Genomic DNA, 14,829 nt, shown 5'->3' with positions numbered 1-14,829 from the left:
ATTTGGGGGGCGGTTTCGGCGGAATTTTCGCATTTCTGCACGAGCGCGTACGAGCGTTCACAGGCTACGCGCGGTTTACATGCAGTTTTGTGGGGGAAACTCATAGGGGACGTATGATTACCGCTGTCCACACTTCGACAGGGGTTCACGCTTGAACGGAAACGCGACGACGACGCACCGAAACGTCGCTTTGTTGTCGGTCACCAGTAAGATGGCGCCCCACATCACGACGTCGGAAGAAATCGACCGACGCCTCATGCCGGTTCTGACGCGCCTCAAACTACCCACCGGGCTGCTGCAGCGCGTGGCCGGCGTCTACGAGCGCCGCAATTGGGGCCCGAACGAAACCTTTGACGACGCCGCGGTCAAGGCCGGCAAGATCGCCCTCCGCGAGGCCGGCATCAAGCCGAGCGACGTGGGCCTGCTCATCAACACCTCGGTCACCCGCAAGCATCTCGAACCCTCCGTGGCCGTGCGTATTCACCACGGACTCGGGTTGCCCTCGTCGGCGATCAACTTCGACATTGCGAACGCCTGCCTCGGCTTCGTCAACGGTATGACGCTCGCCGCGCAGCTCATCGACTCCGGCCAGATCACGTACGCCGTCATCATCGACGGCGAAGACGCCGACGAGATCCAGACCAACACGATCGACCGCCTCGGGCGCCCGGGCATCAAGCGCAAAGACTTCATGAGCGAGTTCGCGAGCCTCACCCTCGGTTCCGGTGCGGCCGCCGCCGTGCTCGGTCCAGCGGATGCCCACCCCGGTGGACACCGCATCCTGGGCGGCGTCACCCGCGCCGCCACCCAGTTCAACGGACTGTGCGTCGGCAGCGTCGACGGCATGTTCACCGATGCCAAGGCGCTGCTCAAGGGCGGCATGGAACTGGTCGTCTCGGCCTGGACCGAAGCCAAACGCGACTGGAGCTGGTCGAACATGGACCGCTACATCGTGCATCAGGTGTCGGACGTGCACACCAACGCCATCGTGAAGGCTACCGGCATGGACAAGACCAAGGTGCCGCTGACCTATCCCACGCTCGGCAACGTGGGCCCGGCGTCGATTCCGATCACGCTCTCGCAGGAGGCGTCGAAGCTGCAGCCGGGCAACCGGGTACTGCTCATGGGCGTCGGCTCCGGCCTCAATACCGCCATGATGGAACTCGTCTGGTGACGGTGCCGCCCCGTGTTTTGTGTTCGCTGTAACCCCGCTCGGACTGCTCAGAAATGGCCCTGTGACTGATACCCGCACCTCATCCCGTCGTCTGCCCCGCACCGCTTCAGCACCGGCCGCGCTGCCGCCAGCCGGCTTGGTGGGGCTCGAACCGGAGTGGTCGCGGCTGATCGACGTCGTGGAGAGTGGAACTGCGGGGGTACGGCACGGCTGGCACCTGCTCGACAACGGCCCGCAGCTCGACGCGCTCGGCGTCAGTCCGGTCGGCACCATTCTGTGCGTTCATGGCAACCCCACCTGGTCCTACCTCTGGCGCGGACTCCTGACGTCGGCGACGAAGGCTGCGGCGTCGGGCGCGCCGGCCTGGCGCGTGATCGCCGTCGACCAGCTCGACATGGGCTTCTCCGCCCGCACCAGAGGTTTTCGCCCGCTCGCCCGCCGAGTGCGAGACCTTGGTGATCTGACCGACGCTCTCGAACTGACCGGCCCCATCGTGACCCTCGGCCACGACTGGGGTGGCGTCGTTTCGCTCGGCTGGGCCGCCGCCCACCCCGAACTACTGGCCGGCGTCATGCTGCTCAACACGGCCGTGCACCAACCGGCTGGCGACCCGATTCCGGCGCCGCTCCGGCTCGTGCTCGGGCGGGGCGTCCTCGGCAAGGCGACCGTGGCCACGCCCGCCTTCCTGGCCACCACCCTGGCTCTCGCGCATCCGCCGCTGTCGGCCGCGGTGAAGCACGGGTATCGCGCGCCCTACCTGACGAGCGCCCGCCGTGGCGGTGTCGGCGGCTTTGTCGCCGACATCCCGGTCGCTCTCGCCCACGAGAGCCGGCCCGAACTCGACCGCATCGCCGAGGAAGTGCGAGCGCTCGCGGTGCCGACGCTGCTGCTCTGGGGTCCGCGCGATCCGATCTTCAACGACCGCTACCTCGATGACCTGCTCGAACGGATGCCGCACGCCCGCGTGCACCGGTTCGAGGGAGCGGGGCATCTGCTCGCTGAAGATGCGGACTACTCCGCCGCCGCCCTGCTCTGGCTGGGCGACGCCGTCGTGCCGCCGGCCGAGCCGCCGGTCGTGCCGCCGGTCGAGCCGCCTGGGAACGCCGCCGCCGCCGCGGGACCCTGGGCGGTGGCGGGGACGCATCCGCTGTGGTATTTCCTCGACGAACTGCGTGACTCCGACGAGACCGCCCTCGTCGACATGCAGCCTGCCCCGCGCACGGTCAGCTGGCGGCTGCTCTCGCTGCGCGTGCGGCAGATCGCGGCCGGCCTCGTGCACATCGGCGTGGGGCCCGGCGACCGCGTCTCGCTTCTCGTACCGCCGAGCGCCGACCTCACCGCGGTGCTCTACGCCTGCGTGCGCATCGGCGCGATTGTCGTCGTAGCGGATGCCGGCCTCGGGCTGGTCGGCCTCACTCGCGCCGTGCGCGGCGCGCGCCCCGACTACATTATTGGGGCCGCTCCCGGCCTGATGGCCGCCCGTGTGCTCGGCTGGCCGGGGCGCGCGATCTCCACCGCCCGCTACCCGGCCCCGATGGCCCGGCTGCTCGGTACCCGGCACACCCTTGCCGAGCTGATCCGATTGGGCCAGGCTCGACTCGCAGCCGGCGACGAGCTCCCGCCCGAGCCTGCACCGAGCGACCCGGCCGCCGTGCTGTTCACCTCCGGATCGACCGGCCCGGCCAAGGGCGTCGTCTACACCCACGGCCAGCTTTCCGCCGTGAGCCGCGCCCTCTTCCTGCAGTACGGCGTCGGCGTCGGCACCGGTCTCGTCGCCGGATTTGCCCCGTTCGCGCTGCTTGGACCCGCCCTCGGCGCCCGCTCGGTCACCCCCGACATGGACGTCACCGCACCCAAAACCCTCACCGCCACCGCGGTCGCGGCCGCCGTCGCCGCGATCGACGCAACGGTCGTCTTTCTCTCGCCCGCCGCGCTCGTGAACGTCGTCGCGACGGCCGATGCACTCACGCCCGCCGACCACGCGGCCCTCGCCGGGGTGCAGCGTTTTCTCTCGGCCGGCGCACCCATCTCCGAAAGCCTGCTCGCCCAGGCCGCGGCGCTCATGCCGGGAGCGACCGCGCACACACCGTACGGTATGACCGAGGGCCTGCTCATGGCCGACATCACTCTTGAGGGAATTCGGGCAGCGGCCTGGGCCCCGGACGGCAGCGTGAACCCGGCCGGGGGTGTCTGCGTCGGGAGGGCGACCGCAACCACGCGCATCCGTATCAGTGCGCTCGACGCGAGTGGGGCATCCGCTGGTGAGCTGTCGGAGGAACCCGACGTGACCGGCGAGATCGTCGTGTCGGCGCCACACGTCAAGGACCACTATGACCGGCTCTGGCTCACCGAGCGGGCCTCGCGGCGCGGCGCGGTACCGGGCGAACGCTGGCATCGCACCGGCGACGTCGGCCATCTCGACAGCAGCGGCCGCCTGTGGGTGGAGGGCCGGATGCCGCACGTCATCGTGACGGCCGCCGGCGTGGTCACTCCGGTCGGGCCCGAGCAGCGCATCGAAACGTTGCCCGAGGTCGCCCGCGCGGCCTTCGTCGGCGTCGGCCCGCCCGGCACGCAGCAGCAGGTCGCCGTGATCGAAACCGTGCCGCCGGCCCGCCGATTACACCGAGCACCCGGGCCGCTCGCCGCCGCCGTGCGCGCCGCGGTGGGCTCGCCGGTCGCCGCCGTGCTCGTCGTGCCCGGGCTGCCCACCGATATTCGGCACAACTCCAAGATCGACCGCAGCCGTCTATCGCGCTGGGCCACCGGCATCCTCTCGGGCGGGCACTGGGTCAAGCCATGAGAGTACTGGTGACCGGAGCCAGCGGATTTCTCGGCCGAGCCGTCGCTGCCCGCATCAGCGCGGCCGGTCACGAGGTGCGCACCTTTCAGCGGCGACCGTCGGGCCTGCCCGGCGTCGAAGACGTGCACGGCTCGATCACGACCGGTGCCGACACGCCCTACGCCGGCCTGGCCTATGCCGTGAGCGGCATGCACGCGGTCGTGCACCTCGCGGCCAAGGTGTCGCTCACCGGCGACCCGGCTGAGTTCGAGGCCGTGAATGTCGGCGGCACCGGCACCGTGCTGCAGGCGGCTGAGGATGCCGGCGTCTCCCGCTTCGTCTATGTCTCCTCGCCCTCCGTGGCTCACTCGGGTAGCTCGATCATGGGCTCCGATGCCCTACCGGCCTCGCCGGATCAGGCCCGCGGCGATTACGCCCGCACCAAGGCTCAGGCCGAGCTGCTGGCGCTCGCCGCGGACGCTCCCGGATTCAGCGTGGTCGCCGTGCGCCCCCACCTGGTCTGGGGCCCCGGCGACACCCAGTTGATCGAGCGCATCGTTGACCGCGCCCGCCTCGGCCGGCTGCCGCTGCTCGGGCACGGCGCGGCGCTCATCGACACGACCTACATTGATAACGCGGCATCAGCGATCCACGCGGCGCTCGATGCCGCCGAAAGAGTGCACGGGCAGTCCTACGTAATCACTAACGGCGAACCCCGCCCGGTCGCGGAACTCCTCGCCGGAATCTGCGGTGCGGCGAACGTGGCGGCCCCGGCCTGGCGGGTGCCGGCATCCGCTGCCCGCGCTGCCGGCTCGATCATCGAGGCCATCTGGCGGCGTCGCCCGGATGGTGTCGGCCAAACCGACCAGCCGCCGATGACTCGGTTTCTGGCCGAGCAGCTCTCGACGGCGCACTGGTTCGACCAGCGGCGCACCCGCGCCGACCTCGGCTGGACCCCTCTGGTTTCGCTCGACGAGGGCTTCGAGCGCCTCGCCGCCCACTATCGCGTCGGCCGTTAGCTGCCCGTCGCTAGCCTGCTACGAGCGGATGCCGAGGGCCGCGCGCGCAAACGCGAGCGCCTCCTCGGGGGCGACGCCGAGCTGCCGCGCCGTGCCGGCGTACAGGGCGGCGGCAACCTGCACCTGCTGCTGGGCGGCGTTGCCGTTCGCGGCGATGAAGGATCCATTTCGGCCGCGCGTTTCGATCACCTCATCGCGCTCGAGCTCGCGGTAGGCACGGGCGACGGTATTGGCGGCTAGCCCAAGCTCTTCGGCGAGCTTGCGTACGGTCGGCAGCTTGTCGCCGGGGGCGAGATCGCCCGAATGCACGGCGGCGAGCACCTGCACCCGCAACTGTTCGTAGGGCGGCGTTGCCGAACGAGGATCGACCAGGAGCATCATGCCGGAGTCTTCGCTCGGCTGTCCTCGCCGGGCTGATCGTCAACCGCGGGGCCGCACGCGCGTCGGCGCCGGTCGAGCTCGACGGCCGTCTCGGGCCAGAGGCGGCGCAGGTAGTGCGTCGTACTACGATTGCGCAGGCTCGTGATGCCCCAGCTGATGAGGGCGAACACCAGCACGGGCCCCATGATCGTGAAGGAGCCGCGCAGTATCTCGCCGACCGAGCCGGGCGCGGGCAGGTTGATTGCGTCGCTCAACGACAGGAACAACACGCAGGTGCTCACGGCGGCAATGATCCCCGGAATCCCAACGAGGCTGCGCAGGGTCGTGCTGCGAAAGGCATCACTCCAGGCCAGTTCGATGTACGTGCGGGCCGGCTGGCCGCGACCGAGCAGCGCGTTCGCCGCGGTCCAGGTCAGCAGGCTTGCGGCGGCCGCGAGGGCCAGCAGTAGTCCGGCCGGCCAGAGAATTGATCGCACCGAGACGTCATCGAACACCCGCTCCGGGTTGACCGCGATGACCGCGAGCACGGCAATGTAGCCGAGGGTGGCCAACGTCAACAGGCTCAGCGAGAACGTGCGATCGAGGGGCGTGACGTAGTCGGCCAGCCGGGGGGACAGGCTGCGGGCCAGTCGCGGCGCCTCGGGAACCGGGGCAAAGGCCGAGCGGGAATCGTTGGCGATGAGGGCGATCGTTGACCCGACGGTCATTGCGATACCGGCGAAGAGCCCGTTCCAGGGGCTGCGGCCGCCGGTCATCCCGACCATCCCGACCAGCACCGCCGTTCCGACGACGAGACCAGCCATTGACCCGACGATTCCGGCCCGTTCGCGGGAATAGATCCGGTACGAGAGTTCGGGAACGATCGCCGGAACCAACGCGAGCCCGACCTGCCGAGAGTAGGCGTGCAGCATCCGTTGACGCGGTTCGGCACGCGTGAGATACGCCAGACGGATGCCGAGGCCCGTTACGACCACCGCCACCAGAATCACTGAGACCGTATTCACGAAACCCTTTCTTTGTGTGCGTTTTGTACCAGAGTAGCAATACGAAACTCGAGGTGTCCGACCGAACGCTCAGCTGTCGGACCGACGATTCAGGGCGTCGGTGACGAGCACGAGCGCCTCGGCCGGGTTCACACCGAGTTGTTCGATGCGCAAAGCGAAGGAATCAGCGGCCGCCTGCGCGTGCCGCTCGGTCGCACCGCCGGAGGGGGCGATGAACGATCCAAATCGGCCACGTGTTTCAATCACGCTGTCGCGTTCCAGCTCGCGATAGGCGCGTGCGACGGTGTTCGTGGCCAGGCCAAGCTCGGCGGCGAGGGCCCGCACGGTTGGCAGGCGGGTGTCGTGGGTCAGCTCCCCGGAGCGCACGGCCGCAATCACCTGACTGCGCAACTGTTCAAACGGCGGCGTACGCGACTGGGAATCAATGGCAAAAAATGAAGCGGGCACGACATTCTCCGATCAACGTTAGGAATAATATTGCCTCGCTACAACGGATGCTGCAACCGCATACCTTCGGTACGTTTCGTTGGTACTGTGCAATCGTTCGCACAATGCCGACAACGACCGGCGCACGCGCGGCTGGGTAGGCTCGACTCATGAACTTTCCGGCCGATCTCCGCGCCGAGCTGGCCGGGCTGCTGCCGACCCTGATCGGGGTTGTGCTGTTACTCGCGGTGGTCGTGACGGTGCTACGCGCCTCGAGCACGCAGCATCCGTTCGCCCCGGCGCTTGCCGTGCTGCGCGGAACCCTGCAGCTGGCCGCGATCAGTCTCATTCTCAGTGGAATCATCAACGATCCGCTGTGGGTCAGCGTGGGATTACTCGTTATGTTCGCGGCAGCGGTCGGCACCGTCGCGCGGCGCATTGGCTTCAGTCGGTCGCATCTGCTGCGCGTGGCCGTTGCGATGGGGCTCGGCGTGACCGTGACACTCACCGTTGTGTTCATGACCGGTGCGATCGAATTCTCACCGCGCTACGTGCTCGCGATCGGCGGCATCATTATCGGCAATGCCATGTCGATCGCGACCCTCAGCGGCCGCCGCTTCTCCGAGGCGGTCGGGGACCACTGGGACGAGGTCGAGGGTTGGATCGCGCTCGGGGCCACGCCGCGGCAGTCCACCCGTGAACTGGCCCGGCAGGCCGTCTATTTCGCCATCATCCCGTCCACCGACCAAACCAAGACCACGGGGTTGGTCACGCTACCGGGAGCGTTCGTCGGCGCGATATTCGGGGGAGCCTCGCCGGTGGAGGCCGGGAGGTTTCAGATCGTCGTGCTCGCCGGCATCCTCTGCGCCGGGTCGATCGCCGCGGTCACCCTGCTGCACCTGGTTTCCCCGGTGCGCCACAAGCCGGTGCCCGCCTAGACGAGTGCGCTACTCGATCGATCGGTGGATCAGGCGGGAGAGCACGATCGCGCTGCGGGTGTGGTCGACGTTGGGGGCCAGGCGTACTTTCTCGAGCGCCGCCTCGAGGCCCGGAATGTCGCGGGCGCGAATGTGCACCATGGCGTCGGCGCTGCCGGTGACGGTTCCCGCGTCGACGACCTCGGGCACGCCCGAGAGAATGCGCAGTAATTCGTGGGGCGCCACGGTGCCGCGGCAGAACAGCTCGACGTACGCTTCCGTGCTCATGCCGTCGACGGCCGGGTCGACCTGAATGGTGAAGCTGCGAATCACCTTGTCGGCCACCAACCGGTCAACGCGGCGTTTCACAGCGGATGCCGACAGGCCCACGACCGAGCCGATATCGCCATAGCCGGCGCGAGCGTTCTGGCGCAGCAGGTCGAGAATGCTGTGGTCGAGGTTGTCCATGGGCCGAGTCTAGGCGACCACCCTGCGCAAAATTGCGTCAAGGCCACAATTCTCGAAGCTTTCTTGCGCATATAAGCGTGAAACGTTGAATCATGCTGTGTGAGACTGGAAAAGGCGTCCCGGAACGATTGAGGTTAGTCGTTCCGGGCTCTCGTGAGCGACTTGGTCCGCCATTCACCCCGAGTTCCGCCGGGTCGACAGGCCCGCGGATCCCCGAAGGAGCCTCATGTCGATCGTTTCAGCCACCCCGGTTCTTGCCGAAGAAGCCGCCGTTCCCGTGCGCACCGCCACCAAGCGCACCGTTCTCATGTGCAAGCCGCAGTTTTTCACCGTGGTCTACCGCATCAACCCGTGGATGGACCCGGCACTTCCCACCGACACCTCCCTCGCCGTGGCCCAGTGGCAGACCCTGTATGACGCCTACATCGGCCTCGGCTTCGACGTGCACCTGATTGACCCGATCAACGGCCTTCCCGACATGGTCTACGCGGCCAATGGCGGCTTCGTCATCGACAACTCGGCCTACGGCGCCAAATTCACCCACGTGGAGCGCCAGCCCGAAGGCCCCGCCTACATGGACTGGTTCGGTGCAAACGGCTTCAACGTGCGCGTGCCCGTCGAGACGAACGAGGGCGAGGGCGACTTTCTGTTGGTCGGCGACGTCATTCTGGCCGGCACCGGCTTTCGCAGCGACTCGAACAGCCACGCGGAACTGTCGGCCATCGCCGGCCGTCCGGTCATCACCCTGCGCCTGATCAATCCGAGTTTCTACCACCTCGACACCGCCGTCGCCGTGCTCGACGACACAAACATCGCGTACCTGCCGAGCGCCTTCGATGCGCCGAGCCTGGCCATTCTGCAGGAACGCTACCCGGACGCCATCATCGTCACCGAGGAAGACGCCGCCATCCTCGGCCTCAACTCCTACTCCGACGGCTACAACGTCGTCATCGCGGCCCGCGCCAAGGACTTCGAACGCCAGCTGCGCGCGCGCGGTTACAACCCGATCGGCGTCGACCTGTCCGAGCTGCTGCTGGGTGGCGGCGGCGTCAAGTGCTGCACGCTCGAGCTGCGCCGATGACCGACCGAACCACCCTGAAGGAGCACAAATGACCACGAACCTGACCGACGCGCGGGCCGTAGCCGCCGCATCCGTTTCGCCTGCGGCTGCCGGCCTGATTGCGCAGGAGAGCGCGCACGCCGCGCACAACTACCACCCACTCGAGGTCGTCGTCGCGTCCGGCGACGGTGCCTGGGTAACGGATGTCGCGGGTCATCGCTACCTGGACTGCCTCGCCGCCTACTCCGCCGTGAACTTCGGGCACTCCAACCCGGTGCTGCTTCACGCTGCTCGTGCGCAGCTGGGCCGCATCACCCTGACCAGCCGGGCCTTCTACAACGACCAGCTCGGCCCGTTCGTGACCGCGCTCGCCGAACTCGCCGGCAAAGACATGGTGTTGCCCATGAACACCGGCGCGGAAGCGGTTGAATCCGGCATCAAGGTTGCCCGCGCCTGGGGCTACCGGGTGAAGGGCGTCGCGCCCGATCTGGCGAACATCATCGTCGCCGCCGGCAACTTTCACGGCCGTACGACCACCATCATCAGCTTTTCCGACGACGAGTCGGCCCGCGCAGGATTCGGCCCGTTCACGCCCGGTTTTCGCACCGTGCCCTACGGCGATGCCGCGGCGCTCGAAGCCGCAATCGACGAGAACACCGTCGCCGTGCTGCTCGAACCCATTCAGGGTGAGGCTGGCATCGTCGTGCCGCCGGCGTCGTACCTGCCGGCGGTGCGCGAGATCACCACGCGCCACAACGTACTGTTCATCGCCGATGAGATTCAGTCGGGCCTCGGTCGCACCGGCTCGACCTTCGCCTGTGATCTCGTGGGCGTCGTGCCCGACCTCTACCTGCTCGGTAAGGCTCTCGGCGGCGGCATCGTTCCCGTTTCGGCCGTCGTCGGCAACACCGACGTGCTCGGTGTGCTGCACCCGGGCGAGCACGGCTCGACCTTTGGCGGCAACCCGCTCGCCGCGGCCGTCGGCCTGGCCGTCGTGAACATGCTGGCCACCGGCGAATACCAGCAGCGCGCGACCGAGCTCGGTGCGCGCCTGCACGCGGGGCTGCGTGCGCTGATCGGCCACGGCGTGGTCGCCGTGCGCGGCGTGGGGCTCTGGGCCGGTATCGATATCGACTCCTCCCTCGCCCCGGGCCGGGCCGTCTGCGAGGCGCTCCTGGCCCGCGGCCTGCTCGCCAAGGACACGCACGGCTCGACCATTCGCCTCGCGCCGCCGATCGTCGTCTCGGCTGAGGACGTGGACTGGGCCGTCGAGCAGCTGCGCCTCGTGCTCGCCGACCTCGCTGCGCTGTAGGTAAGTTCGGAGATTTTCGCGCCCGCGCACCGCCGCGCCCGCGCACCGCCGCGCTCGCCCCCGTAGGCTGGCAGCCATGTACACGGACCTGCCCGAAGCTGACCTGCGCCGCTACGTCAGCGCGCAGGCCGACCCCGCCGACTTCGACTTATTCTGGGCGGGAACGCTAGCCGAGACCGAGATGTACGACCTCAATGTCACGGTCACCCAGGTCGATGCCGGCCTGATTACCCTCGACGTGTTCGACGTGACCTTCTGCGGGTACGGCGGGCAGAGGGTCAAGGCCTGGCTGCGGGTTCCGGCCGGGACGACCGACCCGATGCCGGCCATCGTGCAGTTTCACGGTTATGGCCGGGGGCGGGGCCAGGCTTTTGAGAACCTGCTCTGGGCATCCGCTGGCTTCGCCCATTTTGAAATGGATGTCCGCGGCCAGGGATTCGGCGGCAGTACCGGCGACACCGACGACGACGCGGGCAGTGGCCCGCAGGTTCCGGGGTTCATGACGCGCGGCATTGGGGCCCGCGAGACGTACTACTATCGCAGGGTCTTCGCGGATGCGGTGCGTGCGGTCGCGGCGGCACGCAGCCTCGATCTCGTCGATGCAGCGCGGGTCGGCGTGACCGGGGTGAGTCAGGGCGGCGGCATTGCGCTCGCCGTGGCCGGGCTCGTGCCCGAGCTGGCCGCAGTCGTTGCCCGGGTACCGTTTCTGTGCGACTTTCCGCGGGCATCCGTCATCACCGACGCCCTGCCGTACCGGGAGCTCGGCCAGTACCTCGCCACGAACCGGTTGAAAGTGAAGCGGGTGCACGACGTGCTCGCCTACTTCGACGGGGTCAATTTCGCCAAGCGCGCCACCGCGCCGGTGATCGTGACGGCCGCCCTGATGGACCAGATCTGCCCGCCGTCGACGGTGTTCGCGGCCTACAACAATTACGCCGGACCGAAGCAGATCACCCTCTGGCCGTACAACGGACACGAGGGTGGTGCCTGGGAAGACGACGCACTCGCCCTGCGGGCCTTTCGCGAACACCTCGCCTGAACCGCCGGGCGAGCGGGTGCTGGCCAGCGCCGACGCGCCGACCCAGGATTACGCCGAGCTCCTGCAACGACGGGAAGACGCCGATTCCACGCTGGAGCTGAAGGCTGCAGGCCTCTTCTCGTCGCTGGCCCGGAACGATCCACTCGCCGACGGCAACAAACGAGTGTCCTGGATCCTCACCGTGGCCTCCTTCCAGCAGTGGACTGACCGGGCCGTTCGACACTCGTGGTGGTGAAGTGCCTCAGACAGCGCTACTGCGCCGGGGTCGCCTTCTTCGGCGCACGCCGTACCGGTGTGCCCGTGACGGCAGCGGATACGCTGACGGTTTCCTTTCGCACGGGCGTCTTGCGCGCGGGGGCGGCGTCGGCGGCGGCGACCAGGGGCGCGGCGACCGGTTGAAGCCGGGCGAGCTGCGTCACATGCGCGGGGTTCAGTTCCTCGAGCGCGTTCACGCCGAGCAGCCGCATGGTGCGGGCAACCTGTTCCGACAGGATCGCAATTGTGCGGTCGACCCCGGCCTCGCCGCCGGCCATGAGCCCGTAGAGGTAGGCGCGGCCGATCATGGTGAAGCGGGCGCCGAGGGCGACCGAGGCGACGATGTCGGCTCCCGACATGATGCCCGTGTCGAGGTGCACCTCGGTGTGGGCGCCGATCTCACGGGCGACCTGCGGCAGCAGGTGAAACGGAATCGGCGCGCGGTCGAGCTGGCGACCGCCGTGGTTCGAGAGGGTGATGCCGTCGACACCGAGGTCGACGAGACGCTTGGCGTCCTCGAGGTTCTGCACGCCCTTGACGACGACCTTACCGGGCCACTGCGCCTTGATCCAGGCGAGATCTTCGAAATCGACGGTGGGGTCGAACATCGTATCGAGCAGGTCGGCCACGGTGCCGCTCCAGCGGTCGAGGCTTGCGAAGGAGAGGGGCTCGGTGGTCAGGAAGTTGATCCACCACTCCGGGCGCGGCAGTGCGTTGACGACGGTACCGAGGGTGAGGGCGGGCGGAATCGAGAAACCGTTGCGCTGGTCGCGTAACCGAGCGCCCGCGACGGGTACGTCGACGGTGACGAGAAGGGTGTCGTAGCCGGCCTTGGCGGCCCGGTCGACGAGAGCCATGGAGCGGTCGCGGTCCTTCCACATGTACAACTGAAACCAGTTGCGTCCGTTCGGGTTGGCGGCCTTGACGTCTTCAATCGAGGTCGTGCCCATGGTCGAGAGTGCGAACGGAATACCGGCCCGGGCCGCGGCGTGCGCCCCGGCGATCTCGCCCTCGGTCTGCATCATGCGGGTGAAGCCGGTGGGCGCGATGCCGAAGGGCTGGGCCACCGGGGCGCCCAGTACGTCCCAACCCGTCGACACGGTCGACACGTCGCGCAGGATGGCGGGGTGAAACTCGATGTCTTCGAAGGCTTGGCGGGCCCTTTTGATCGAGATCTCGGCCTCGGCGGCCCCCTCGGTGTAGTCGAATGCGGCCTTCGGGGTGCGCTTTTTGGCGATGGCGCGCAGGTCGTTAATCGTGAGCGCGGCGTCGAGGCGGCGCTTCTTCGCGTTGAACTCGGGGCTTTTGAATTTCATGAGCGGAGCGAGGTCTGTGATCTTGGGGATGCGTCGTTGAACCATGGTCGTCCTATCGTGTCGTCGGGAGGGAAGTGGCTGGAGTGAGATGCGTCTCGGCGTAGTACCCCGAGATGTGGGCGTGCACGGCGAGGCGGGCGGCATCTGCGTCACCGGCCTGGACGGCACGGAGAATGCCGCGATGCTCCATCATCAGCCGAGCGGATGTTGCCCGCCAGCTCGAAAGACCCGCCACGCCCGCCCGCGCGTACCCCTCGATCGCGCTGCGGAGGCCGGCCATGGTCGCGGTGATCACCTGGTTGCCGCTTGCTTCGGCGAGCGAGAGGTGAAACTGGGTGTCGAGGGCGAGGAATTCGGCTTCGGTGAGGGGCTGGGATTCCATCGCACTGAGGATTTGCGCGCAGCCAGCCAGATCGATGGAGGTCGTGCGGCAGGCCTCGGCCAGCTCGGAGACGATCGACCCTTCCAGTACGAGACGGGTCTTGACGACGTCGGCCACCGGAAAACCCTGCGCCGCGACCTGCAGACGCATGAGCGCCGACATGCCGCCGCCGGGGCGGGCAACGATGATCGCGCCTGCGGAGGGCCCGGAACCGACGGCGGTGCGAATGAGCCCCAGCACGTCGAGCACGCGGAGCGCTTCGCGTACGCTCGACCGGCCGACACCGAGGTCGGCCGCGAGGGTGCGCTCGGGCGGCAGATGATCGCCCGGGCTGAGCCGCCCCTCGAGCAGGTCGAGTTCGACGGCGTCGAGCACGACCTGCCAGGCACGCGGGCTGAACGCGGTCATGGTGTCCTCTCGGTCGCTGTGGTCTGACCACAGGATACACGATTTTTCCGGGATTGCGGGATACAGTTTCAGCCAACCCGGGAGAGACCATGACCGCCGCACCCCAGCTCATCGACCTGAAACTGCCCGACGGACCGGGCGGGAGCGCTGGTCTGAAAGCCATCCTCGCGATCCCGGCCGGCGCCGGCCCGTGGCCCGGCGTCGTGCTCGTGCACGAGGCGTTCGGGCTCACCGACGTCATGCGCCGCCAGGCCATCAGAATGGCCGAGGCCGGCTATCTTGCACTCATGCCCGACCTCTTCACCGAGGGTGGAACCCGCAAATGCCTCGTTGCGACCTTTCGCGCCCTGTCGGCCGGCGCCGGCCGGGCCTTCGTCGACATCGACTCGGCCCGCACGTTCCTGAGTGAGCGCAGCGACTGCACCGGTCGCATCGGCGTGCTCGGCTTTTGCATGGGCGGCGGTTTTGCCCTCGCCACGGCCACGCGCGGTTTCGATGCCGCCTCGGTCAACTATGGTCGGTTGCCGAAGGAGCTCGACGATCACCTGCTCGGCGCGTGCCCGATCGTCGGCAGCTTCGGCGGCGCCGACCGCTCCCTGATCGGCGCGGCAGCCACGCTCGACTCCGCCCTGGACCGGCTGAAGATCGAGCACGACGTCAAGGAATACCCGGGTGCCGGCCATGCCTTCCTCAACGACGAAGAGACCGGGCCGCGGGTTCTCCGGCCCGTGCTCAAGCGTATTCTCGGCGCCGGCCCCGACCCGGTGGCCGCCGCCGACGCGTGGACCCGCATCGAGGAGTTCTTCTCCGAACATCTGGGCCCGGGGCCCGTCGAACCCTGAACGCCGAGAGCGGATGCGTGACCCCGGCATCCGCTCTCTTGGGTGGG

At 68.2% G+C, this 14,829-nt stretch carries 15 protein-coding genes; 9 read left to right on the top strand and 6 right to left on the bottom strand.

Annotation, left to right across the window (positions count from 1 at the left end; genetic code table 11):
• The first annotated feature begins 151 nt into the window (after positions 1 to 151).
• The 3 genes from IWX77_RS02020 (at position 152) to IWX77_RS02010 (ending at position 4,972) form a co-directional block, all read left to right on the top strand.
• Positions 152 to 1,174 carry a 3-oxoacyl-ACP synthase III gene (locus tag IWX77_RS02020; RefSeq protein WP_196842846.1) on the top strand — a complete coding sequence of 341 codons (1,023 nt, stop codon included), beginning with the start codon at positions 152 to 154 and terminating at the stop codon, positions 1,172 to 1,174.
• 61 nt (positions 1,175 to 1,235) lie between these two features.
• A complete protein-coding gene (locus tag IWX77_RS02015) occupies positions 1,236 to 3,974 on the top strand; it encodes an alpha/beta fold hydrolase (RefSeq protein ID WP_327012130.1) in 2,739 nt (912 codons plus the stop codon).
• Positions 3,971 to 4,972, top strand: a complete 1,002-nt coding sequence (locus IWX77_RS02010; protein WP_196842845.1) for an NAD-dependent epimerase/dehydratase family protein — start codon at positions 3,971 to 3,973, stop codon at positions 4,970 to 4,972. Before IWX77_RS02015 ends, IWX77_RS02010 begins: the two co-directional genes overlap by 4 nt.
• Positions 4,973 to 4,990: 18 nt before the next feature.
• Here IWX77_RS02010 and IWX77_RS02005 read toward each other — a convergent pair whose 3' ends face one another.
• The 3 genes from IWX77_RS02005 to IWX77_RS01995 form a co-directional block, all read right to left on the bottom strand.
• On the bottom strand, positions 4,991 to 5,353 hold the full coding sequence (locus IWX77_RS02005; RefSeq protein ID WP_327012129.1) for a GntR family transcriptional regulator: 363 nt from the start codon (positions 5,351 to 5,353) through the stop codon (positions 4,991 to 4,993).
• Positions 5,350 to 6,357 (bottom strand): hypothetical protein, encoded by a 1,008-nt coding sequence (locus IWX77_RS02000; RefSeq protein WP_196842844.1) that lies wholly within the window; start codon positions 6,355 to 6,357, stop codon positions 5,350 to 5,352. The genes IWX77_RS02005 and IWX77_RS02000 overlap by 4 nt, the downstream gene beginning before the upstream one ends.
• Before the next feature lie 69 nt (positions 6,358 to 6,426).
• The gene (locus tag IWX77_RS01995) at positions 6,427 to 6,804 is read right to left on the bottom strand and encodes a GntR family transcriptional regulator (protein WP_297412931.1); all 378 of its coding nucleotides are present in this window, start codon (positions 6,802 to 6,804) and stop codon (positions 6,427 to 6,429) included.
• A gap of 149 nt (positions 6,805 to 6,953) precedes the next feature.
• On the opposite strand from IWX77_RS01995, the gene IWX77_RS01990 reads away from it, so the two are divergent.
• Positions 6,954 to 7,721 (top strand): ABC transporter permease, encoded by a 768-nt coding sequence (locus IWX77_RS01990; protein ID WP_196842843.1) that lies wholly within the window; start codon positions 6,954 to 6,956, stop codon positions 7,719 to 7,721.
• A 9-nt stretch (positions 7,722 to 7,730) separates the two neighbouring features.
• Here IWX77_RS01990 and IWX77_RS01985 read toward each other — a convergent pair whose 3' ends face one another.
• Complete coding sequence (locus IWX77_RS01985; protein WP_196842842.1) at positions 7,731 to 8,168, bottom strand: Lrp/AsnC family transcriptional regulator; 438 nt, start codon at positions 8,166 to 8,168, stop codon at positions 7,731 to 7,733.
• Between the two features lie 226 nt (positions 8,169 to 8,394).
• On the opposite strand from IWX77_RS01985, the gene ddaH reads away from it, so the two are divergent.
• The 4 genes from ddaH to IWX77_RS01965 all read left to right on the top strand — a co-directional run bounded on the left by ddaH (position 8,395) and on the right by IWX77_RS01965 (position 11,814).
• Positions 8,395 to 9,249 carry a dimethylargininase gene (gene ddaH / locus IWX77_RS01980; protein WP_196842841.1) on the top strand — a complete coding sequence of 285 codons (855 nt, stop codon included), beginning with the start codon at positions 8,395 to 8,397 and terminating at the stop codon, positions 9,247 to 9,249.
• 28 nt (positions 9,250 to 9,277) lie between these two features.
• Complete coding sequence (gene rocD, locus IWX77_RS01975) at positions 9,278 to 10,540, top strand: ornithine--oxo-acid transaminase (protein ID WP_196842840.1); 1,263 nt, start codon at positions 9,278 to 9,280, stop codon at positions 10,538 to 10,540.
• Positions 10,541 to 10,616: 76 nt separating this feature from the next.
• A complete protein-coding gene (locus tag IWX77_RS01970) occupies positions 10,617 to 11,579 on the top strand; it encodes an acetylxylan esterase (RefSeq protein WP_196842839.1) in 963 nt (320 codons plus the stop codon).
• Positions 11,580 to 11,595: 16 nt separating this feature from the next.
• Positions 11,596 to 11,814, top strand: a complete 219-nt coding sequence (locus tag IWX77_RS01965; protein ID WP_196842838.1) for a Fic family protein — start codon at positions 11,596 to 11,598, stop codon at positions 11,812 to 11,814.
• 16 nt (positions 11,815 to 11,830) lie between these two features.
• Here the strand turns inward: IWX77_RS01965 and IWX77_RS01960 are convergent, their stop codons facing one another.
• Together IWX77_RS01960 and IWX77_RS01955 are read right to left on the bottom strand one after the other, a co-directional pair.
• The gene (locus IWX77_RS01960) at positions 11,831 to 13,195 is read right to left on the bottom strand and encodes an alpha-hydroxy acid oxidase (protein WP_196842837.1); all 1,365 of its coding nucleotides are present in this window, start codon (positions 13,193 to 13,195) and stop codon (positions 11,831 to 11,833) included.
• Positions 13,196 to 13,202: 7 nt separating this feature from the next.
• Complete coding sequence (locus IWX77_RS01955; RefSeq protein ID WP_196842836.1) at positions 13,203 to 13,940, bottom strand: FadR/GntR family transcriptional regulator; 738 nt, start codon at positions 13,938 to 13,940, stop codon at positions 13,203 to 13,205.
• An 89-nt stretch (positions 13,941 to 14,029) separates the two neighbouring features.
• On the opposite strand from IWX77_RS01955, the gene IWX77_RS01950 reads away from it, so the two are divergent.
• Positions 14,030 to 14,782 carry a dienelactone hydrolase family protein gene (locus IWX77_RS01950; RefSeq protein ID WP_196842835.1) on the top strand — a complete coding sequence of 251 codons (753 nt, stop codon included), beginning with the start codon at positions 14,030 to 14,032 and terminating at the stop codon, positions 14,780 to 14,782.
• Positions 14,783 to 14,829: the final 47 nt, after the last annotated feature.

This window comes from Cryobacterium sp. CAN_C2 (assembly GCF_015751745.1).
In the GTDB taxonomy this organism is placed as follows: domain Bacteria; phylum Actinomycetota; class Actinomycetes; order Actinomycetales; family Microbacteriaceae; genus Cryobacterium.
This window is presented reverse-complemented; position numbering and strand designations above follow the sequence as displayed.

Bases quoted from the DNA above. Each gene is read 5' to 3' on its own strand.
- IWX77_RS02010 (WP_196842845.1), top strand. From the start codon at position 3,971: ATGAGAGTACTGGTGACCGGAGCCAGCGGATTTCTCGGCCGAGCCGTC.
- IWX77_RS02005 (WP_327012129.1), bottom strand. From the start codon at position 5,353: ATGATGCTCCTGGTCGATCCTCGTTCGGCAACGCCGCCCTACGAACAG.
- IWX77_RS01990 (WP_196842843.1), top strand. From the start codon at position 6,954: ATGAACTTTCCGGCCGATCTCCGCGCCGAGCTGGCCGGGCTGCTGCCG.
- IWX77_RS01985 (WP_196842842.1), bottom strand. From the start codon at position 8,168: ATGGACAACCTCGACCACAGCATTCTCGACCTGCTGCGCCAGAACGCT.
- ddaH (WP_196842841.1), top strand. From the start codon at position 8,395: ATGTCGATCGTTTCAGCCACCCCGGTTCTTGCCGAAGAAGCCGCCGTT.
- rocD (WP_196842840.1), top strand. From the start codon at position 9,278: ATGACCACGAACCTGACCGACGCGCGGGCCGTAGCCGCCGCATCCGTT.
- IWX77_RS01970 (WP_196842839.1), top strand. From the start codon at position 10,617: ATGTACACGGACCTGCCCGAAGCTGACCTGCGCCGCTACGTCAGCGCG.
- IWX77_RS01960 (WP_196842837.1), bottom strand. From the start codon at position 13,195: ATGGTTCAACGACGCATCCCCAAGATCACAGACCTCGCTCCGCTCATG.
- IWX77_RS01955 (WP_196842836.1), bottom strand. From the start codon at position 13,940: ATGACCGCGTTCAGCCCGCGTGCCTGGCAGGTCGTGCTCGACGCCGTC.
- IWX77_RS01950 (WP_196842835.1), top strand. From the start codon at position 14,030: ATGACCGCCGCACCCCAGCTCATCGACCTGAAACTGCCCGACGGACCG.